The organism is Pontibacillus salicampi (assembly GCF_042434395.1).
Taxonomy (GTDB): domain Bacteria; phylum Bacillota; class Bacilli; order Bacillales; family BH030062; genus Pontibacillus; species Pontibacillus salicampi.
In genome coordinates this window covers 276544-295442 of record NZ_JBHLTP010000003.1, presented here as the reverse complement: position 1 = coordinate 295442, position 18899 = coordinate 276544, and the positions used below count along the sequence as shown (strand labels likewise).

Below are 18899 nucleotides of genomic sequence, written 5' to 3'. Positions count from 1 at the left end.
GTTAGTTCTCTTCTGATGGTGCGATGGAGGTGGAGAACAAATATGTAGCTTCATCCTGTAAGGCCTTTACTTCTTCAGCTGATGCATTTGTTTTTTCCAATCGATGTAACAATCGGTTCACATACTGAAGCTTTTCCTGGGCATTCGTATCAATAATATGCTGGTGGAGCTCTACTTTTTCTGTATGAACCCCTGCCTCGTTAAATAACTGGATTGCATACGGATGATTCTTATAATCTTGCGCAAAATAAACCGTTTGGATCCCAGCCTGAATTATAGCTTTACAACAGTGCAAACAAGGGAAATGAGTCACATATATTTCCGCTCCCTCTGTCAGCACCCCAAATTTAGCACATTGCAGGAGCGCATTCATTTCGGCATGAATTGTTCTGACACAATGACCGTCAATGACGTAGCAGCCATCGTCAATACAATGTACACTGCCTGAAACACTACCATTGTATCCCCCAGCGATGATGCGTTTATCTCTTACTATCGTTGCTCCGACGGAAAGACGTTCACATGTGCTTCGTAGTGCAAGTAAATGACTTTGCATCATAAAATATTGGTCCCAAGAAATACGGTTCATGATTGTTCCCCTTTTCTGAATTTTTCTTATCTAGTGTACTTTCTATTCCATTTAGCGTCAACTAGGCTACGGCACCTGAACAAGCTCAGCAAATCCCTCTACTGTTTTTTCGCCAATGCCACTTACGCTTGTAAGGTCATCAATATTACTAAAAGGTCCATTTTCTTCACGGAATTGTATAATAGCAGCGGCTTTACTTTCTCCAATTCCAGGCAAAGTTTGCAGCTCTTCTACAGTTGCTTGATTAACCGCAACTTTTCCTTTTACAGAAGAAGTACTGCTGGATTGGCTTTGTACTTCTCCTCCCCCTCCCTTAACTTGAACCGTTATAACCATTTCATCTAAAAGTTTCTGTGCTAGGTTTACGGAAAATGGGTCTGCTTGCTCTGTCATTCCTCCAGCTCTCTCCATGACATCTTTCACTCTTTTTCCTTCTTCCATTTTATATACACCAGGTTTATCAACTTCCCCTTTAACATCTACATACACATATGGGCTAGCCTTAGGGGAGTCTCCTTCGTTCCCTGGAGCATGGTGGTGTACCGTTGATTCAGTCGAAGTTATTTCTACCGGTTCCTTCTCCTTGTTAAATACGAATGCAACTACGATTAAACAGCAAACCCCAACAATGAGTAGTGGTGTCTTTCCTAATCGATTCATAATTGTACGACCTTTCTTCATATAGTAGTAATGGAACATATTTTGTAGAGAGTGATTGTAAAGGAGGGACTGCCCATGAAATGGGGCGTCATTGGGACAGGGAATATGGGGCGCATTTTAATTGAGGCGTGGTTAGAGGCTGGAGTGATGGAGCAACAAGATCTGTATATAAGTAATCGCTCTGCACATAAATCATCCCAACTGAAGGAGCGATTCCCCGATATACATGTAGCGGCAGATAACGCATCGTTAGCAGACCAAGTCGACATATTATTCATATGCGTAAAACCTTTGGATATCCACCCCCTTTTATCTGATATAAGCAATCATTTACATCATCAACAGTGTCTAATTTCGATAACTAGTCCTTATGCGGTTGAAGAATTGGAGGATTTGGTTCCATGTCAGGTTGCAAGAATTATCCCAAGCATAACAAACAGGGCTCTTACCGGTGTCAGTCTGCTTACTTTCGGAAAAAGAGTTTCCCCTATTATGAAAGGGTTCATTGAACAAAGTGTCAAACTATATTCTGTTCCACTCGAAATCGATGAAACGATCACTCGAGTTTCATCAGATATAGTTTCATGTGGTCCTGCTTTTTTCAGCTATTTAATTCAACAGTTTATTGATGCTGCCTGTGACGAAACACTCATTACCAAAGATGAAGCGACAGCGATGATGACAGAAATGCTAATTGGTTTTGGAACATTAATGAAGCAAGGGCATTATACGCTAAGCTCACTACAGGAAAAAGTGTGTGTGAAAGGCGGTGTAACCGGAGAGGGGATTCAGATTTTGGAACAGGAATTAGGAGATATGTTTAATCAATTGTTCCAAAAAACACATGACAAATACGCTGAGGATAAACGGGAGATATCAGCTCAATTAAAGGTGTAGTATGATATTCGACAGGAATTACCGTAATCCTTCTTTTCCTGCAAAAAATTACAGACGAAAAACGCAAGCAGGGAATCTGTTTAATAAGACTCCTTACTTGCGTTTTTGTGCTGTGAAGAATATTCGATCATTTTGTTGTTCATCATAGCCGGGATTCGTATGAAAATCAGCTGAAATTTGAATTAGCTCCAACCCAGCTTCCTCCAGCCATTTTATATACTCCTCCACAGGGTGCGTTTGTTGTACGTGTATTTCTTCAAACCGGTCATATTGATTCCCATTTTTCACAAAGAAGGTCAGGTCATGCTGTACGGAGTACGGCTTTTCCTGCTCCTCACAAAACCAAATATACGTAACCTCATCGCCTACATGTCCAAACGTTTGATTTGCCAGGAATTCATCTACATAACCAATAGAATGTACATCAAATAACAACAAACCATTCTCATTTAGCAGCTGATAAGCGTTAGCGAAAAATTGCTTTAGTGCTTGTTCTTCGTGAATGTAATTTAAAACGTCACAGTAGCTGATGACAGCATCGTAAGATCTGGTTAAAGCCATATCCGTTATATCCATGTGAAGCCACTGTACAGGAGCATTAGCTTGCTGTGCTTTGTGCTGGGCTAGAGTAAGCATTTCCTCTGATAAATCCACGCCAGTAACCTGGTACCCCCGTTGACTAAGCCTTATAGCAATCTCACCAGTACCTGTGCCGAGATCCAATATATGCTCTACAGGAGTGTCCAGCTGCTGAAAGAAATGCTCAGTATAATGAACCCAACTTTCATAAGGTACATCCTGCATTAATTGGTCATAGACTTCAGCGAACCGTCTATAGCTCATGCCTACGCATAATCCTCTGGAGGCTCAATATCCTGATAGGTGTACGTTGGAGCATCTCCCCACAGTCGCTCTAGATTGTAGTACCCTCTATCATCCTCGTGGAATATATGGCACACCACATCACCTAAATCGACAAGAATCCATCTGGAATGCTCAAAACCTTCCAGCCTCTTCACGTCAATACCTACTTCTTCTACTTCTTCTTTAATACCACGTGCTATTGCTTGGACCTGTCGTTCATTACTACCATGACAAATTAAAAAATAATCTGCAATAAGAGAAACATTTTGCATATCTAGTACAACAATGTCCTCTGCTCTTTTATCATCAGAAGCCTTCGCGGCTAGCTGCATTAATTCTTTGCTTTCCATGTACACATTTCCTCCAACAATATTATTTGACCATCCGTGTAAATGCGTTATACGCGTGGAACGTTTCCGGATAAACGGGCTGACTTTTACTCATGAGAAAGGATACTGTGTTTTGGGAAGCGAGCCAGCACCCTTTGTTTATATCCTCCCATGCAGCTTTACGAACCTCTTCCAGCCCTGGAAATTTCCGTCCTGGTTCAATGTAATCCGCCAAAAAAATAACCTTATCCAGCATAGTCATATGAGCTCGTCCTGTTGTATGGTACTGGATGGCATCCAAAATTTCCCGATCATGAATTCCTACTTCTTTTTCCACAAGCTTTGCTCCAACTGGACCATGCCATAGTTCATGGTGATAGTGTAGCAAATCCTTAGGCAGATAAGTACTTTTAATCCAACGCTTCAGCTCATCCAAAGGACGATTTTTGGCATAATCGTGAAAAATCGCAGCTATTTCTGTCTTCTTTACATCGACATTATAGGTTTGAGCCAGTTGAATGGCAGTTTCCATAACACGGACAGTATGATCATATCTTTCTTGTTTTAACTGTGGCTTTAGGATATCAAGTGCCTCGTTTCGTTCCATATAATCCCCGCTCCTTTATATAGGTTTCAACGGTTTCCGGTAATAAATACCTGGCAGTTTCCCCAGATTGGAGACGCTCCCGGATCAACGTAGAAGAAACATCGAACATAGGAATTTCAACCTTCACAACAGGATACTCACACGAAAGCTCATAACCATAGCGTTGGACACCGACAAAGGACACCAGCTCATTCAATTGATCAATTCTTTCCCAATTTGGAAGATATTCCACCATATCTCCCCCCATAATGAAATAAAAAGATGTGTCCTCATGACGATCGACGAGATTCTTTACCGTATCCACTGTATAGGAGGTACCGGATCGCTCCATCTCAATAGTATTAAGGTGGAAGTGTTCATTATCTTGGACCGCTATCCGGGTCATTTCTACTCTGTCTTCTGTTTTCGTATCGGATGCATCCTTATGCGGTGGATTATTGGAAGGTATAAACCAGACGCCATCCAAATCCAGTGCATGATATACTTCTTCCGCAATGAGTAGATGCCCGAGATGTGGAGGGTCAAACGTCCCTCCTAATAGTCCAATTTTTTTCATGCTATACCCCTTTTTACGGTAGTTGGATTTCCTTGTTCTCGGTAGATTCTTTGTATAATACAATGGTATTTCCGATAATCTGGACCACTTCAGCCCCTGAGCCTTGAGCTAGCTCATTTGCTACTTCATTTTTATCATCAAAATTATTCTGTAGAATACTGATTTTAATTAGTTCTCGTTTCTCTAACACATCAGCAATCTGGTTAATCATATTATCTGTTACACCCGTCTTGCCTACTTGAAATATAGGATTAAGGTGGTGAGCTTTAGAGCGTAAAAATCGTTTTTGTTTACCGGTTAGCATAATTAATCACCTTTCAATTGTTGTTCAAATTCTTTAAGGAGTTGGCTGGCTTCGACATGTGTTCCTGTCCATAATTCAAATGCCAACGCTGCTTGATATACAAGCATGCCATGTCCATGCAGGATATTTGCACCTTTTTCTCGCGCTTCTTGTAACAGCACCGTTTCGAATGGTTTATATATAATATCAGCAACAATTGCTCCGTCTTTCACATGATTTAAAGCAAACGGCTTTGCCGTATCGTTCGGTGTCATCCCAACTGAAGTCGTTTGAATGACAATATCATACTTGGCAAGATTATCCTCTGCTTCTTGAAAAGATAATGCGGAAGATGATGCACTAGAGGTATTTAAAGGCAGCAACGCCTCTGCACGTTCCTTCGTTCGGTTTGCAATATCTACTCGCTGCATATTCTCCTCTAATAAAGCTGCATATATTCCCCTTGCCGCTCCACCAGCACCTATAAGCAGCGCTTTTTTCTCCGATAAACGAGTATGTGGATATGTTTCTTGGAGCGAACGAACAAAACCTCTTCCATCCGTATTGTAACCAATCCACTTACCATCTCGCAAAAGTACCGTATTAACTGCACCTACTTTTTCGGCGTAAGGATCAATTTCGTCCAAATAATCCATCACTTTTTCCTTATATGGTACCGTGACGTTAAACCCATCTACAGCCAATTTTTTCATGGAGGATAACGTGTCTTTGAGCCCTTCAGGAGACGTTTCCCAAATCTGATATGCACCATGTAAGCTTTGTTGATCCAAGAAATGCTGATGAATCCAAGGAGACTTTGAGTGTTTGGCAGGATACCCAATTAATCCGAAAAGATAATTCATACTGTACTCCCTCCTGCTTATATTAATGATGAACGCAAGGAAACTCGAACTCCTTCAGGGGTATGTGCCGTAATAGAGACTCCTCCCTCTGGAACGGTAATCCATCCAAGCCCTGAAAACACAATATCTGTTTTTCCATCTTCAACATAAAAGGATTGTGCTTTTAATGGAGGTAATTGGGATCTTGTTTCTTCATCTGGAGGACTCAGCATGTCTCCTACCTGTTTCTCATACAATTCATCTGCATTTTCTAGTTTTGTGCGATGAATGAGTAAATCATTAGAGAAATAGCACACAAAGGAGTGCCTTTCCCCCTTCTCAAAATCAAGACGAGCTAACCCGCCAATATAGAGGGTTTGATTTTCATTTAATTGATACGTTTTAGGCTTCACTTCTTTATTAGGTGTAATCTGCTTCAAATCGTTTCTCGATACATAATGGGCCATCTGATGATGATTAATAATACCAGGCGTATCAAAGAGAGAAGAGGAATCATCCAATGGTATATCGATAAAACCTAGTGTGGTACCAGGAAAATAGGAAGTTGTGATAGCTTCCTTTTCTCCGGTCGAGCTGTGTATAAGATGATTAATAAACGTAGATTTTCCTACGTTCGTACAGCCAACTACATATACATCCTGCCCTTTCCTCAGCTGGTCCATTGCATTTGCCGTATCTTGCATACCTTCTCCGCTTTTGGCAGATACGAGATGAACATCTGTTACCTTTAGACCCTGATCTTTTGCAGATTTTCTCATCCATTGCTTTACTTTATTAGGGTTCACCGATTTAGGTAATAGATCCACTTTATTACCAACTAACAGAATCGGTTTATTCCCTGTAAATCGAGGCAGGCCCTGGATAAAGCTACCGTTAAAGTCAAAGATATCGATAATTTTAACAATGATACCATTTGCCTCACCAATCTGATTTAACATCTCCAGAAAGTCATCATTCGTTAAATCAACGTCCTGAACCTCATTATAATGCTTCAAACGAAAGCAGCGTTTACAGATAATTTCAGTTCGCTGCAATGCTGAAGCAGGAGCGTATCCTGGTGCGCTTTGGTCCTCGGTCTGAATTTCTGCCCCGCAGCCCTGACAAATCATTTTTTCCATTTCTGTTCCTCCCATGAAATCTTTCCTCGTTTTCGGAACCAGTTCAACAAACGGCGCTCTATTTTACGATTAAATCTAGTAATAAACCCGTCTGTCTGGACAATCGGAACGACTAATATCGTGTACAAATTAGCACGATTTCCTCCTAGGACATCCGTCAATAACTGATCACCAACTACTGCTATTTCCCCTTTTTCCAGGTTCATGGATTTCCTTGCTTTTCGGAAGGCCTGTCTAAGTGGTTTTCTGGCACTATATATAAATGGAATATTCAGCGGTTCTGAGAAGGTAGTGACACGATTTTCATTATTGTTCGATATAATGGTTACTTGAATACCATTATCCTTCATCAGCTTAAACCACTCGACAATTTCAGGTGTAGCATCTCTTTGGTCCCACGCCACAAGCGTATTGTCTAAATCTGTGACTACACCTTTAATGCCCTTCTCTTTCAGCTCAGAAGGTCGTATTTCAAATATAGATTCAACATGTTCATTTGGTAAAAACATTTTCAACACAAGGTTCACCTCATTAATTCCGGACAATTCACCACTTACTCATGATATACAATTTAGCTTTCCCTTTCAAAAGAAACTTTAACTTTTTTATCTTTTTTCTTCTCCTATAGCACATAAAAATGATTAGTAGATAGCATATGGTTGTCGAAAGATATTCATTGTAAGTCTGTCTAATAAAAAATGCAAGAAAGTGTTCGACAAATTCCTACAAATTTGAAAGTGTGGATAACTTGCTCCACATTACCCACAGCGTAACCATGGTTTATTCTTCCAATATTTTCGCGTTATTAACAAGTTATATACAATTGCCTGTGGATATCATGGTAGTTGTGGGGCTTTGTAATTCATGATAAAGTTAATTTACATTCAAACAATCACTTGTACGAACAACTCTTTGAGATAAACGGTTACATGTATTTCCTATAGGAGGTGTGAGCCTGTCTTTATTGCTGGCGAGTTCATATGGAGCATTTGTCTGACGAACTGTTAGTAGAGTCCTATCAAAAAGCCATTGAATTGAATTTAAGCTCTGAATTTATTCAGCTTATTGAAGAAGAACTACAACGAAGATCTCTCACCTACCCTATTAGAAGAACAAGTTAGGCAATTCTTCTATACCTTATCACTTAATTGTGATAAGGTTTTTTTTGTAGTTAATAAACATATTAAGATTACTCAACGACTCTCTTTATGGGTAAACTGAATCTTATAGTTTCTTTAGATAGTATCCATTCCTTTCCCAATTGCATTCCAATAGCGTTTGGTAGGTATCATTAGTTGAATCGAACCACATTTTTTGATTACAATGGAATGGATATAAATACAACACGAAATTCGTATGTGAGAGGAAATATAAACCTTTACACAACGTGGGAGGATTAAGGCTGAATGTTAATTGCTGTATTTTTACCTTTACTTTTTGCGATTTTTATACCTTTATTAAGCAGGCTCAAAGATAAAATACACACAGGCTGGTTTGTTTTGCTAGTTCCTTTAAGTGTGTTTATTTATCTTATCTCGAAGGTCGGGAGTGGATTCTCTCCAATAAAAGAATCCTATCCATGGATCCCGTCCCTCCATATTAACTTTTCTTTTTATATCGATGGCTTGGGGCTGCTGTTCGGTTTACTTATTAGTGGAATCGGTACCCTTGTTGTCCTGTATTCCGTGTATTACTTACATAAAACAGAACAATTAGCTCATTTTTACGTGTATTTACTCATGTTTATGGCTGCTATGTTTGGAGTGGTATTCTCCGACAACATTTATGTTCTGTACACATTCTGGGAGTTAACGTCCCTGTCTTCCTTCTTATTAATTGGATATTGGAATCATCGGAAAGGCTCCCGCTATGGTGCATTAAAATCCATGCTTATTACGGTTTTTGGTGGTTTGAGTTTACTGGGCGGTTTAATCTTATTAAATATTGCAGCCGATACGACTAGTATCCAAACTATGATGGAACAGAAGGATGTTATTTTTAACAGCCCATACTTTGGGTGGATTTTAGGGTTTGTATTTCTTGGTGCGTTTACTAAGTCAGCTCAGTTTCCATTCCACATCTGGCTGCCAGATGCTATGGAAGCACCAACTCCTGTTAGTGCCTATCTGCACTCAGCTACGATGGTTAAAGCCGGTATCTTTCTTATCGCTCGCTTTTTACCGATTTTCGCACAAAGCGAGTGGTTCTTTATCATCGTGAGCAGTTTTGGTATTGCTACCCTTTGCTGGGGCTCCTTTATGGCTGTTCGACAGACAGATTTAAAAGGGATTTTAGCTTATTCTACAATTAGTCAGCTTGGAATGATTATGGCAATGCTTGGCTTTGGTACGAGTACAGCCATTTTTGCTGCTGTCTTTCATATTCTGAACCATGCTACCTTTAAAGGAAGCCTCTTTATGGTAGCAGGCATAGTCGACCATGAAACGGGTACAAGAGATATTCGAAAGCTTGGCGGGCTTATGACATTAATGCCCATAACGGCAACATTAGCGTTATTCGGTACCTTTTCTATGGCAGGAGTGCCGTTGCCATTCTTAAATGGATTCTATAGTAAAGAATTGTTCTTTGATGCATCTGTACACTTAGCGGAAGAGGTTTCTTACGCTTCCTTGCTTTCAACCATCTTCCCTTATTTAGCAGTACTTGGCAGTATTTTTACTTTTGTGTATTCCATGTATTTATTCTTTGGTACTTTCAGAGGAAAATATCAAGAAGAGGAGCTTCCGAAGAAGGCACACGAGGCTCCATTTGGAATGCTAATTTCACCAATTATTCTAGTATTAGGTGTTATTATCATCGGTCTATTCCCTCATTTCGTTAATGAACCGCTTCTTGGTCACGTGTATGAAGCCATTAACGAAAAAGAAACAGACAAGCACATCAAATTCTGGCATGGATGGAAACCACCGCTATTTATGTCCTTAGCTGTGGTCGCAATTGGTACCCTGCTTACTATGACTCGAACACGATGGAATCGGATTTACTCCGTATTCCCAGGAACCTTGAGCTTTAACAGGGTATATGATTGGCTGGTTGATAAAGCAGAAAGCTTCTCCTCAGCATTGACTAAAACCTATATGACTGGGTCTATAAAGCATTATGTACAATATGTACTATCTGCCATCATAATAGTTACGTTTGCCGTGCTGTTCTTAACAGAAGGTATCAGCCTCCAAGGGACAGCCACAGCTTCCATTACTATACCGGAATTATTAGTAGTAGGAATGATGATATTCGCAGCCATTGCTACAATATTTACCAACAACCGTATCGCGGCCATTCTCATCCTGGGTGTTGTCGGTTATGGATTATCTATACTATTTGTCTTGTATAGAGCACCTGACCTTGCCCTAACACAATTGATCATTGAAACGGTCACTGTTGCATTGTTCCTACTAGCCTTTATGCATCTTCCTAAGCTTGAAAAAAGGCAGGAATCCTTTGGGACGAAATTATTGAACGGAACCATTGCGATTGCATTTGGAGCTATGATGACGCTGGTTGGAATTTCTTCTTATAACAGTAAGTGGTTTGAGCCTATCTCTGATTATTTCTTAGAAACCTCCAAATCACTCGGTGGCGGTAAAAACGTTGTAAACGTCATCCTTGTCGATATGCGTGGACTCGATACGTTATTCGAGATTGCTGTACTCGGCATTGCAGCTCTTGGCATCTATGGAATGATTAAACTTCGCCGTGGTAAGAAGGAGGCCGAATAAGATGGAAATAGTTACTTCCATGTTAGCTGGTATATTATTTGCCACTGGCATTTACAACCTACTTCAAAAGCAAATGCTTCGTATTGTTATAGGTACTGCATTATTATCTCACGGAGCACACTTGTTTATCTTAACAATGGGTAAGCTAAAGCGAGGGAAACCTCCTATTTTAGTAGAGGGTGTAACAAATTATGTAGACCCTCTACCTCAAGCTCTCATTTTGACCTCTATCGTAATAAGCTTTGGTGTTACCAGCTTTTTACTAGTGTTGGCTTATAGAGCTTCTCAATTAAACGAAACAGACAATATGGACGAATTAAGGGGCAGCGATCATGAGTAATTTAGCCGTATTACCTATACTAATACCACTCCTATCGGGAATCATAGCGGCCTTCATTCCTCGGAAGCTTACATTCGTGCGATTATTCTCGAAAATTATGGCAATTGTAAGTTTAGCTATAGCATTATACCTTGGATATGAAGTGTCAATGAACGGATCTGTCATACTAGAAACAGGTGGATGGAAAGCTCCCTACGGTATTATCCTTGTAGCGGATATGCTTTCTGTTCTACTAATTATTACTACCAATATTATTGGAGTAGCTTGTGTATTCTATGCCTCAAGAAGCTTGTCAGAGAAACAGGAATCCTTCTACTTCTATACCTTTTTCTTTCTTCTCATCACTGGCGTTTCCGGTGCTTTCTTAACCGGCGACCTCTTTAACCTATTTGTTTTCTTTGAGGTGCTGCTTATGGCCTCATACGGGTTAATTGTGTTGGGTTCAGGGAAGGTTCAATTAAGAGAATCCATTAAATACGTGCTGTTAAATCTGTTTTCCTCCATTCTTTTTGTTACTGTAATTTCTTTCTTATATTCAGTAGTTGGTACAGTCAACATGGCTCAAATTGGAGAACGTGTACAGCAAGTGGACCAAAAAGGAATCTTAACTACAATCGCTATACTATTATTCTTTGTGTTTGCTACGAAGGCAGCGATTTTCCCACTATATTATTGGTTACCTAAATCCTATATTGTTCCTAACCCTGTAGTATCTGCATTGTTTGGAGCTCTCCTAACTAAAGTGGGCATCTATTCTATTATTAGAGTGTTTACGATTATATTTGTACATGATACCGATATAACACATCAGTTATTTTTATGGCTAGCTGCCTTTACCATGCTCTTTGGAGTAATTGGCGCGTTATCCACACACAATATTAAACTAATCGTAGCGTACAATATCATTCCTGCAGTTGGGTTCATGCTAATGGGCATTGGCTTAAATACGGAAGCCTCACTCTCTGGCTCTGTTTACTATTTAGTACATGATATGATTGTAAAAGGATCACTGTTTTTACTTGTTGGAGCTATTGCTGCTCTTGCAGGTACGAGTGACTTACGAAAAATGGGTGGATTAATTCATCACTACCCTGTACTTGGCTGGTTGTTCTTAATCGCTTCTATCACTCTGGCAGGCATACCGCCGTTCAGCGGATTTATTGGCAAACTGCTATTATTGCAGGCTGGTTTAGAACAAGGCAGAATAGCTCTGGTTATAGTAGGTTTAATTACGAGTCTGTTGATTCTTTTCTCCATGATTCGAATCTTTATCCAAGGATTCTGGGGAGAGAAAGATGACACAATCACTCCGAACCTCACCTTGTCCAAGAAATACACTTGGCCGATTGCATTCCTAGTTTTCTTCTCAGTGTTCCTTGGGGCGGGCGCAGAGCTGGTTTATCCATTTGTAGAGGATATTTCCACCTATTTACTAGACCCATCCGAATATATTGAATCCGTATTAAAGGAGTAAACTACTTATGCCTTTTCAAATTGTATTAAATATAACAATAGCCATCATGTGGATGTTCCTGAATGAGAGCTATTCATTTAGCAACTTCGTCCTTGGTTATTTATTGGGAATTGTCCTCCTGTTCTTATTGCAGAGATTTATCCCAGATGAGTTTTATATGAAGCGTTTATTTAAGATTGTTTATTTGGTTTTATTGTTTGCGAAGGAATTAATACTCTCCAACATCTCCATCCTCAAATGGGTGTACAAACCAAACCTGAACATGGAACCTGGTATTTTCGCCTTACCGATTGACTTGAAAAGCAACTGGGAGATTACCCTATTGGCTAATCTTGTTACGCTTACTCCAGGAACATTATCCATTGCGGTTTCAAATGATCATTCCTATATATACGTTCATGCTATGAATATAGAGGATGTTGAGGAAGAAATCAGTGCCATTAAAGATTCCTTTGAACGTGCCATTAAGGAGGTGACAAGATAGTGAAGGAAGCTCTAGAGCTTACAGAGACCATTCTCTACAGCGTAACGGAAATTTGTATAGGAGTTGTATCCATATCCATCATTTTGCTTCTCTATCGTGCCATTAAAGGTCCTACTAACCCAGACCGGGCCGTTGCGCTCGATACGATTGGTATTAACCTTATGGCGTTAGCTGGCCTTATTGCCATCTATCTTGTCACTACTAAATTGAATGATGTTATATTATTGATTGGTATTTTGTTATTTATTGGTACTATAGCCATTGCAAAATTCCTAGAAAAGGGTGTTATCATTGAACGAGATGTTGATTGAAATGTTATGGCATATCGTTATCATTATCTTTCTCATAAGTGGAACTTTCTTTATATTGTCTAGTTCCATTGGCATCATTCGTTTCCCAGATGTGTACACTCGATTACATGCTGCAACTAAAGGGGCAACGCTTGGTGTTGCGGGAATTATGATTGGCGCATTCTTATTTATGTTCATTGAACATGGGATAGTTAGCGGTAAATTAATTCTTGGTATTATCTTCGTATTACTTACTGCCCCTGTATCAGGTCATATGATTTCCAGAGCCGCATATAGAAGTGGTGTAAAACTATGGGACCGAAGTGTGAAAGATGATTACCATAAAGCAATTAAATAAAGATTAAAAAACCTGACACCCCGTTGTGTCAGGTTTTTTTCATTGGTATCCTCCTCTTTTTCACAAGGACAGACACAATTCTTAATATCTCGCATAAGGTGACTATATAGGCAATTGCCTAAAGACCTATGTGGAGGTGCATGCGTTGTCCACTTTGTTGTCTGCTCTGGTATATCTCTTCAAAGAAACGATATTTTTTGTATCCTATGTAAAAAATCATGCCTTCCCACAACCTCTTAGTCCAGAAGAAGAAGCTAAATGTTTAGAGGATATGCAAAACGGTGATGAAGATGCCAGAAACAAATTGATTGAACACAACCTTCGTTTAGTTGCACATATCGTAAAGAAATTTGAAAACACCGGCGAGGATAATGAGGATTTAATTTCTATTGGAACAATTGGCTTGATTAAAGGCATTGAGAGCTTTTCACCAGGGAAGGGTACGAAATTAGCTACGTACGCAGCAAGGTGTATAGAAAATGAAATATTGATGCATCTAAGGGCGTTGAAAAAAACGAAAAAGGATGTCTCTCTTCAGGATCCAATTGGTCAGGACAAAGAAGGGAATGAGATTAGTCTCATTGATATCTTAAAGGCAGAAAACGCTGATGTAGTGGAGTTAATTCAATTAAATATGGAAGTGGAGAAGATACAGGAATACTTACAAATTTTAGATAAACGAGAGAAAGAAGTAATAATTGGAAGATACGGACTGGGTCTGAAAGATGAACTAACCCAAAGAGAAATAGCAAAAAAATTAGGCATTTCCAGAAGCTATGTTTCTCGCATTGAAAAACGAGCTTTAATGAAAATTTTTCATGAGTTCTATCGAAAAGAAAAACAAAAATCTTCCTCTTAACAGACACCAGCACTCTTTTTCATCAAACTCTCTTCTACTAGGCTCCTCCCCAAACGTTTTGCTGCTCCACTCATATCATGGTTATAACTATGATATATTTAAGGAGGGAGCAAATTGAGCTATTTGGGATATGGATGTTACCCCTATACCCCTTATCCAGTACCCTATGGCTATCGCCCATATTATGGCGGCTATGCTTTAGCACTGTTAGTCGTATTGTTAATTCTATTACTTGTCTTTGGTGGTTTTTATTACTATAGCTCGTATTACCGATAAGCTGCTGGGAGCTCAGCAGCTTTTTATATAGTACCTATTGATGGAAAGTTAATAAACTGAATCTTACGTGATAATTCCATTACCGCTTCTAGATCAACATGAACTCGGGCACAAGGTTTCCATATAAGGAAGCACCAAAGAAACGTTCCTCACCGTAAAGCCATAAAAAAAGATGCCCTATTTTGGACATCTTTTTATGCTTCCATTTCATGTAGCTGTTTATTTAATTTCTGCCATCGTTGTACAAATACACCAGCAGCTACAATACTTGCAATCGTTATCCCTAACAGAAGCAGGTTATAGCCACTTGGGTGAATAAACGTTGTAATGATAGTTCCCATGTAAAAATATACACTTAGGATAATTAAAGTCAAAATAAATCGCTTATAGTCTTCTACTTTTCCCTGTAATTGTTTGGTTAGTTGTTCCACGTCATCACCTCTCCCCTGATTAGCATGATAACATGGAATGATTGCTAGGTTAGATGGTAATTATTAGTAGCAGCGTTTACATCTTTGTTACCATACGCTGAATAAGGCTAGCTGCATTTTTTGCTGCTTTTTCTAGGTATTGATCAAAGGAGACATTCGATTCCTTCCCAGCAATATCGGATAAGGAACGGATAATAACAAACGGAGTGTTATATTGTACACAAACTTGTGCAATTGCAGCAGCCTCCATCTCAGCTGCTTGCAAAGTTGGAAACTTCTCTCTTACAAATTCAACACGTACTGGGTCTTGCATAAATGAATCCCCAGTAGCAATTAGCCCTCTCTTACAATGTATAGCAGGGACTTCAGCAGTCGCTTCCTCTGCCAAACTTACCAACGTTTCATCTGGTATATAGGCAGCTGGCATATTCGGCACTTGTCCGTACTCATACTGAAATGCTGTAACATCTACGTCATGGTGACGTACTTCAGAAGAGATAACGAGATCTCCCACCTGTAAATCATGAGCAAAGCCCCCAGCGGAACCTGTATTAATAATATGAGATGGGCGATAACGTTCCTGAAGAATAGTAGTAGCCATTGCGGCGTTTACCTTACCAATGCCAGACTTGAGTAAGACTACATCTTTCCCTTCTAATGTTCCTATATAGAAGGAGCAATTTGCAATTTGCTCTTCTTTTTCCAAATCCATATTATGCTTTAGAATTTCTACTTCTTCATCCATTGCACCAATTATACCAATTCTCATGCTCTCTCTCCCTTTTACACTTCTTTATTCTTAATTGTATGTTGGAGCGTCATTTTGTTTTAGCACTTCTACTTTTACAGGTTTCCAGCCTTTCCCTTCCACCCACTCAGCATACACTTTGTAATGATTCGTTTTAGATTGATCAGAGATGGTACCGACTACGCTCTGATTGTCTTTCCATCGCGAAGACCACCAATTAATCATGTTGTCTTTACTGATACCAGTAGCTTTACTAAATGCTTGCTCCATCTCTTCCCAGTCCTTTGAACCTTGCTGAAGAATAGAACCATGATTGGATTGCTGTGTAGGCACTGGCTCCCAATCCTTTGTTCTTACCTCTTTTACATTCTCATCATCTGACTGAGAGATTTTAATATCTTCCTCTGCATTTTCTTCCTCATTACTGCTTTCTTCTTTATCCTGTGAAGCATTGTCTTCTTCTTGTGAATTGTCTCCCTCAGTCTCATCCGATTGTTCCGACTGGTCATTAGTATCCTCTTCACTTGGTTGCTCGTCCTGCTCTTCTGTTTGGTCTGAAGCTGCTGGCGAACCATTCCCTCCAAATGGAAGCAGAATAATTAGCAGTAATGCGACTGCTAACAGCCCTCCTGCTACACCTAAATTGGTAATAACTTTTGTATTCTTTCGACGTTTATCATAACGATGTACTCTGGATTCATCACTCATCGTTCCACTCCTCCTTAAGTCCATTATACTATGGGCTACACGCGTAACCAATGCTTCTTCTTTCATGTTTTACTTATAGAAATCAGTCGTTGATACATTCTAATATACTTACTTGTTTCTTTACTTGAACAGTTCTATCTAAAATAAAACAACTAAAGCGCATAAAACTATTTCTTAGATACTAGCCAGTACGTTCTATCCTATTATGCCAAACATAAAACTATATGGGAAGGATGACTGATGTATCTACCTCCAAGTCTATTAGTTGCAAATACACATTAGTATAATTATACTACTAGTTAAAAGAAGGAATTTTCTGAAATTTGTCTAACTATATAGATTACTACTTTTCCGTAAAGGAGGAATGGCATATGAAGGTGACGACATTTGATCGCAAAAAATGGGGGCTGTTCACATTCGAGAAAATTGGATATGACCGTTCATCCCAACTGTTAATAGTTTTTTACTTAGATGGCTCTATGCTTGAAATATGCCCAATAGAAGAGCATAAAATTTTTGAACTGCTTCTCTCCACCGATAAGGAAACATTAATACACGAACACTTCCAAATTAAATACCCTTCCTTTGTTCATGAAAAAAGGACCTTCTTGTTAGCTTAGAAGGTCTGGTCGTTAGCATAAATAAATTCCACCATATCACGAAATACATTATAGGTCGGTATTTGGGAAGTGGACTGTAAATCCAATACCACCATGGCGTACCTTGGTTGCTCATAAGGAAAGAAGCCGGCAAACCAATGATAATCGTTACTTGCACCGTCATCTTCGGCTGTTCCAGATTTACCAGCCACTTCGAGACCCTTTAACGCTTTGCCTGTTCCTTGTGGATGTTCTGTAACTTGATACAATAATTCCTTTAATTTTAATGCATTATAAGCTGAAATCCGATTATCGTTATCCAGCTGTTCCTCAAACACCTTCATGGTGGCACCATTTTGGTATAAAATGCGCGAAACTCCTCTCACTTGCTTTTTAATACCATCATCAGCAATGGTCGCCATCATATTTACAACAGATAGTGGTGTCCATCTAACATTTTGCTGTCCAATAGCTGTGTGAGCAATCATATTGTCATCTTTCTTATGTTCTTCGCTTGCCCACATTTTATTTGTCTCTTCTTCCGGAAACTGTTCAAAATCCTGAAAATGATAAAGATTTCCTTCCCAGCCCACTGTTTCATTTAATCCTAATTTAGCTGCATAGTGGTCCAAAATAGCAGGATTTTTCTCCATCATTTCCTTAGCTAATTCTACAAAAGTATTATTACAGCTTCTTGCAAAACTCTCTTCAAAGCTAAGCATCCCAAGCTCCCTGGATGCTTCTCTTCCATTTATTCCAATATCACAATCATACTGCCTATACACATTTATTGTCGGATGCTCTAAAGCTGCTGAGGTGATAAGAGTCTTGAATATAGAGCCTGGCATAGTAGCTTTTAATGCATAGTTGTGCAGTGTATCATCGTGGGGATCATCTATGTTCTTGTATGGATTTGTATAGTCAATAGCTGGTCTACTAACCATAGTTAATACATCGCGACTTTGTACGTCCAAGATTATCACTGCGCCTTTGGATATTTGATGCTCATCCATTACCGCTTCGGCCTCTTCCTGGAATGGCATGTGTATTGTAGTTTTGAGCTGAACGGGATAAAATGCGTCCTGTAACCCTTGGTATTTTACGTTCAGGCCAAACATAGGCTCTCCGTGCCCATCCACATGGTAGATTAGCTTTTCGTCACCCTCAGGCTCTAAAAACGGTTCAAATGCCTTCTGAATGCCAGAAAGCCCCATTTTCTGTATTTCTTGTTCACTTGCCTGCTCTCTGACAAGACCAATAAAATGAGATGCACTTACGGGATCATCTGTTAATTGCCTTTGAACGGCATACACACCAGGATAACGCATGTCCTGAATTCGTTTAAATGCTTCTTCGGTAAGCTCCTGATCTATCATATCCGTTATGTAGAAGGGCTGCTCAGCGTTCTGCAAATAAGATTGAAGCGAATACTCATCTATGCTTAACACAGAAGCAATCTCTCCTGAAGGGAAATCAATATCTTTTAAGAAAGGGAAAAACACGACATCTTGTGCGGTAGGGTGAGAAATGGGGATATTATTTCGGTCCACCATTGTACCTCTTCCATCAGAAATCGTAATTTGTTCTGAACGTTGTGCTACACTGGCTTCTAATAAGTTAATGTTGGAAAGTCCGAAGCTTTCTGTTTTCCATAACTGTATAATTGCTAACCGAGTAAATAACACACTAAAGCCTATAAAAACGATACAGGCAATGACTATTGCCCTTCTTTTCTTCATCACACCTCACCTCCTCCTCCATTATGTCCGGGAAGAAGAGCTGGTAAACCAATCTTGCAGCAGGAAAAGCATCGTTACCTAGATTGG

At 39.5% G+C, this 18899-nt stretch carries 25 protein-coding genes; 11 read left to right on the top strand and 14 right to left on the bottom strand.

The window, feature by feature from the left end; genetic code table 11:
• Window position 1: 1 nt before the first annotated feature.
• Both ACFFGV_RS02900 and ACFFGV_RS02895 read right to left on the bottom strand, forming a co-directional pair.
• The gene (locus ACFFGV_RS02900) at window positions 2–589 is read right to left on the bottom strand and encodes a ComE operon protein 2 (RefSeq protein ID WP_377345067.1); all 588 of its coding nucleotides are present in this window, start codon (window positions 587–589) and stop codon (window positions 2–4) included.
• A gap of 66 nt (window positions 590–655) precedes the next feature.
• Window positions 656–1249 (bottom strand): helix-hairpin-helix domain-containing protein, encoded by a 594-nt coding sequence (locus tag ACFFGV_RS02895; RefSeq protein WP_377345066.1) that lies wholly within the window; start codon window positions 1247–1249, stop codon window positions 656–658.
• A 75-nt stretch (window positions 1250–1324) separates the two neighbouring features.
• Between ACFFGV_RS02895 and comER the strand changes: the two genes are divergently transcribed.
• Window positions 1325–2146: a late competence protein ComER gene (comER, locus tag ACFFGV_RS02890; RefSeq protein WP_377345065.1), complete on the top strand. Its 822-nt coding sequence runs from the start codon at window positions 1325–1327 to the stop codon at window positions 2144–2146.
• A 93-nt stretch (window positions 2147–2239) separates the two neighbouring features.
• On the opposite strand, the gene ACFFGV_RS02885 is transcribed toward comER, so the two are convergent.
• The 8 genes from ACFFGV_RS02885 to ACFFGV_RS02850 are packed head-to-tail and all read right to left on the bottom strand — an operon-like array spanning window position 2240 to window position 7284.
• Window positions 2240–2989, bottom strand: coding sequence for a class I SAM-dependent DNA methyltransferase (locus ACFFGV_RS02885; RefSeq protein WP_377345064.1), 750 nt, complete (start codon window positions 2987–2989; stop codon window positions 2240–2242).
• A 2-nt stretch (window positions 2990–2991) separates the two neighbouring features.
• Window positions 2992–3360, bottom strand: a complete 369-nt coding sequence (gene rsfS / locus ACFFGV_RS02880) for a ribosome silencing factor (RefSeq protein WP_377345063.1) — start codon at window positions 3358–3360, stop codon at window positions 2992–2994.
• A 22-nt stretch (window positions 3361–3382) separates the two neighbouring features.
• Entirely contained in the window at window positions 3383–3946 is a 564-nt protein-coding gene (gene yqeK, locus ACFFGV_RS02875; RefSeq protein WP_377345062.1) for a bis(5'-nucleosyl)-tetraphosphatase (symmetrical) YqeK, read from the bottom strand.
• Window positions 3924–4502: a nicotinate-nucleotide adenylyltransferase gene (locus tag ACFFGV_RS02870; RefSeq protein WP_377345061.1), complete on the bottom strand. Its 579-nt coding sequence runs from the start codon at window positions 4500–4502 to the stop codon at window positions 3924–3926. The genes yqeK and ACFFGV_RS02870 overlap by 23 nt, the downstream gene beginning before the upstream one ends.
• Window positions 4503–4515: 13 nt before the next feature.
• Window positions 4516–4806: a ribosome assembly RNA-binding protein YhbY gene (yhbY, locus tag ACFFGV_RS02865; protein ID WP_377345060.1), complete on the bottom strand. Its 291-nt coding sequence runs from the start codon at window positions 4804–4806 to the stop codon at window positions 4516–4518.
• 2 nt (window positions 4807–4808) lie between these two features.
• The gene (gene aroE / locus ACFFGV_RS02860; RefSeq protein WP_377345059.1) at window positions 4809–5648 is read right to left on the bottom strand and encodes a shikimate dehydrogenase; all 840 of its coding nucleotides are present in this window, start codon (window positions 5646–5648) and stop codon (window positions 4809–4811) included.
• A 17-nt stretch (window positions 5649–5665) separates the two neighbouring features.
• Window positions 5666–6766, bottom strand: a complete 1101-nt coding sequence (gene yqeH, locus ACFFGV_RS02855; protein WP_377345058.1) for a ribosome biogenesis GTPase YqeH — start codon at window positions 6764–6766, stop codon at window positions 5666–5668.
• Entirely contained in the window at window positions 6754–7284 is a 531-nt protein-coding gene (locus ACFFGV_RS02850; protein ID WP_377345057.1) for a YqeG family HAD IIIA-type phosphatase, read from the bottom strand. The genes yqeH and ACFFGV_RS02850 overlap by 13 nt, the downstream gene beginning before the upstream one ends.
• A gap of 462 nt (window positions 7285–7746) precedes the next feature.
• On the opposite strand from ACFFGV_RS02850, the gene ACFFGV_RS02845 reads away from it, so the two are divergent.
• The 9 genes from ACFFGV_RS02845 to ACFFGV_RS02805 all read left to right on the top strand — a co-directional run bounded on the left by ACFFGV_RS02845 (window position 7747) and on the right by ACFFGV_RS02805 (window position 14587).
• A complete protein-coding gene (locus ACFFGV_RS02845; RefSeq protein WP_377345056.1) occupies window positions 7747–7887 on the top strand; it encodes a sporulation histidine kinase inhibitor Sda in 141 nt (46 codons plus the stop codon).
• A gap of 285 nt (window positions 7888–8172) precedes the next feature.
• Window positions 8173–10506, top strand: a complete 2334-nt coding sequence (locus ACFFGV_RS02840; protein WP_377345055.1) for a Na+/H+ antiporter subunit A — start codon at window positions 8173–8175, stop codon at window positions 10504–10506.
• A 1-nt stretch (window position 10507) separates the two neighbouring features.
• Window positions 10508–10846 carry a Na(+)/H(+) antiporter subunit C gene (locus ACFFGV_RS02835; RefSeq protein ID WP_377345054.1) on the top strand — a complete coding sequence of 113 codons (339 nt, stop codon included), beginning with the start codon at window positions 10508–10510 and terminating at the stop codon, window positions 10844–10846.
• The gene (locus ACFFGV_RS02830) at window positions 10839–12320 is read left to right on the top strand and encodes a Na+/H+ antiporter subunit D (RefSeq protein WP_377345053.1); all 1482 of its coding nucleotides are present in this window, start codon (window positions 10839–10841) and stop codon (window positions 12318–12320) included. Before ACFFGV_RS02835 ends, ACFFGV_RS02830 begins: the two co-directional genes overlap by 8 nt.
• A gap of 7 nt (window positions 12321–12327) precedes the next feature.
• Complete coding sequence (locus ACFFGV_RS02825; RefSeq protein ID WP_377345052.1) at window positions 12328–12804, top strand: Na+/H+ antiporter subunit E; 477 nt, start codon at window positions 12328–12330, stop codon at window positions 12802–12804.
• A 29-nt stretch (window positions 12805–12833) separates the two neighbouring features.
• Window positions 12834–13115 carry a Na(+)/H(+) antiporter subunit F1 gene (locus ACFFGV_RS02820; RefSeq protein WP_377345846.1) on the top strand — a complete coding sequence of 94 codons (282 nt, stop codon included), beginning with the start codon at window positions 12834–12836 and terminating at the stop codon, window positions 13113–13115.
• Window positions 13105–13452 carry a monovalent cation/H(+) antiporter subunit G gene (gene mnhG / locus ACFFGV_RS02815; RefSeq protein WP_377345845.1) on the top strand — a complete coding sequence of 116 codons (348 nt, stop codon included), beginning with the start codon at window positions 13105–13107 and terminating at the stop codon, window positions 13450–13452. The genes ACFFGV_RS02820 and mnhG overlap by 11 nt, the downstream gene beginning before the upstream one ends.
• 145 nt (window positions 13453–13597) lie before the next feature.
• Window positions 13598–14311 carry an RNA polymerase sporulation sigma factor SigK gene (sigK, locus tag ACFFGV_RS02810; protein ID WP_377345051.1) on the top strand — a complete coding sequence of 238 codons (714 nt, stop codon included), beginning with the start codon at window positions 13598–13600 and terminating at the stop codon, window positions 14309–14311.
• Between the two features lie 114 nt (window positions 14312–14425).
• Window positions 14426–14587 carry a hypothetical protein gene (locus tag ACFFGV_RS02805; protein WP_377345050.1) on the top strand — a complete coding sequence of 54 codons (162 nt, stop codon included), beginning with the start codon at window positions 14426–14428 and terminating at the stop codon, window positions 14585–14587.
• A 194-nt stretch (window positions 14588–14781) separates the two neighbouring features.
• On the opposite strand, the gene ACFFGV_RS02800 is transcribed toward ACFFGV_RS02805, so the two are convergent.
• The 3 genes from ACFFGV_RS02800 to ACFFGV_RS02790 form a co-directional block, all read right to left on the bottom strand.
• Window positions 14782–15018, bottom strand: coding sequence for a YrhC family protein (locus ACFFGV_RS02800; RefSeq protein WP_377345049.1), 237 nt, complete (start codon window positions 15016–15018; stop codon window positions 14782–14784).
• A gap of 76 nt (window positions 15019–15094) precedes the next feature.
• Window positions 15095–15787, bottom strand: coding sequence for a 5'-methylthioadenosine/S-adenosylhomocysteine nucleosidase (gene mtnN / locus ACFFGV_RS02795; RefSeq protein ID WP_377345048.1), 693 nt, complete (start codon window positions 15785–15787; stop codon window positions 15095–15097).
• A 30-nt stretch (window positions 15788–15817) separates the two neighbouring features.
• Window positions 15818–16474, bottom strand: a complete 657-nt coding sequence (locus ACFFGV_RS02790) for a YrrS family protein (RefSeq protein WP_377345047.1) — start codon at window positions 16472–16474, stop codon at window positions 15818–15820.
• 371 nt (window positions 16475–16845) lie between these two features.
• Between ACFFGV_RS02790 and ACFFGV_RS02785 the strand changes: the two genes are divergently transcribed.
• Window positions 16846–17094, top strand: coding sequence for a hypothetical protein (locus tag ACFFGV_RS02785; protein WP_377345046.1), 249 nt, complete (start codon window positions 16846–16848; stop codon window positions 17092–17094).
• On the opposite strand, the gene ACFFGV_RS02780 is transcribed toward ACFFGV_RS02785, so the two are convergent.
• On the bottom strand, window positions 17091–18812 hold the full coding sequence (locus ACFFGV_RS02780; protein ID WP_377345045.1) for a peptidoglycan D,D-transpeptidase FtsI family protein: 1722 nt from the start codon (window positions 18810–18812) through the stop codon (window positions 17091–17093). The genes ACFFGV_RS02785 and ACFFGV_RS02780 overlap by 4 nt on opposite strands.
• Window positions 18813–18899 lie beyond the last annotated feature (87 nt).

Coding starts and splice junctions, on each gene's coding strand:
- yqeH (WP_377345058.1), bottom strand. CDS start 6,766: ATGGAAAAAATGATTTGTCAGGGCTGCGGGGCAGAAATTCAGACCGAG.
- ACFFGV_RS02845 (WP_377345056.1), top strand. CDS start 7,747: ATGGAGCATTTGTCTGACGAACTGTTAGTAGAGTCCTATCAAAAAGCC.
- ACFFGV_RS02830 (WP_377345053.1), top strand. CDS start 10,839: ATGAGTAATTTAGCCGTATTACCTATACTAATACCACTCCTATCGGGA.
- ACFFGV_RS02780 (WP_377345045.1), bottom strand. CDS start 18,812: ATGAAGAAAAGAAGGGCAATAGTCATTGCCTGTATCGTTTTTATAGGC.
- ACFFGV_RS02885 (WP_377345064.1), bottom strand. CDS start 2,989: ATGAGCTATAGACGGTTCGCTGAAGTCTATGACCAATTAATGCAGGAT.
- ACFFGV_RS02895 (WP_377345066.1), bottom strand. CDS start 1,249: ATGAATCGATTAGGAAAGACACCACTACTCATTGTTGGGGTTTGCTGT.
- mtnN (WP_377345048.1), bottom strand. CDS start 15,787: ATGAGAATTGGTATAATTGGTGCAATGGATGAAGAAGTAGAAATTCTA.
- yqeK (WP_377345062.1), bottom strand. CDS start 3,946: ATGGAACGAAACGAGGCACTTGATATCCTAAAGCCACAGTTAAAACAA.
- ACFFGV_RS02790 (WP_377345047.1), bottom strand. CDS start 16,474: ATGAGTGATGAATCCAGAGTACATCGTTATGATAAACGTCGAAAGAAT.
- ACFFGV_RS02835 (WP_377345054.1), top strand. CDS start 10,508: ATGGAAATAGTTACTTCCATGTTAGCTGGTATATTATTTGCCACTGGC.
- rsfS (WP_377345063.1), bottom strand. CDS start 3,360: ATGGAAAGCAAAGAATTAATGCAGCTAGCCGCGAAGGCTTCTGATGAT.
- aroE (WP_377345059.1), bottom strand. CDS start 5,648: ATGAATTATCTTTTCGGATTAATTGGGTATCCTGCCAAACACTCAAAG.
- comER (WP_377345065.1), top strand. CDS start 1,325: ATGAAATGGGGCGTCATTGGGACAGGGAATATGGGGCGCATTTTAATT.
- ACFFGV_RS02900 (WP_377345067.1), bottom strand. CDS start 589: ATGAACCGTATTTCTTGGGACCAATATTTTATGATGCAAAGTCATTTA.
- ACFFGV_RS02785 (WP_377345046.1), top strand. CDS start 16,846: ATGAAGGTGACGACATTTGATCGCAAAAAATGGGGGCTGTTCACATTC.
- ACFFGV_RS02825 (WP_377345052.1), top strand. CDS start 12,328: ATGCCTTTTCAAATTGTATTAAATATAACAATAGCCATCATGTGGATG.
- yhbY (WP_377345060.1), bottom strand. CDS start 4,806: ATGCTAACCGGTAAACAAAAACGATTTTTACGCTCTAAAGCTCACCAC.
- ACFFGV_RS02840 (WP_377345055.1), top strand. CDS start 8,173: ATGTTAATTGCTGTATTTTTACCTTTACTTTTTGCGATTTTTATACCT.
- ACFFGV_RS02870 (WP_377345061.1), bottom strand. CDS start 4,502: ATGAAAAAAATTGGACTATTAGGAGGGACGTTTGACCCTCCACATCTC.
- mnhG (WP_377345845.1), top strand. CDS start 13,105: ATGTTGATTGAAATGTTATGGCATATCGTTATCATTATCTTTCTCATA.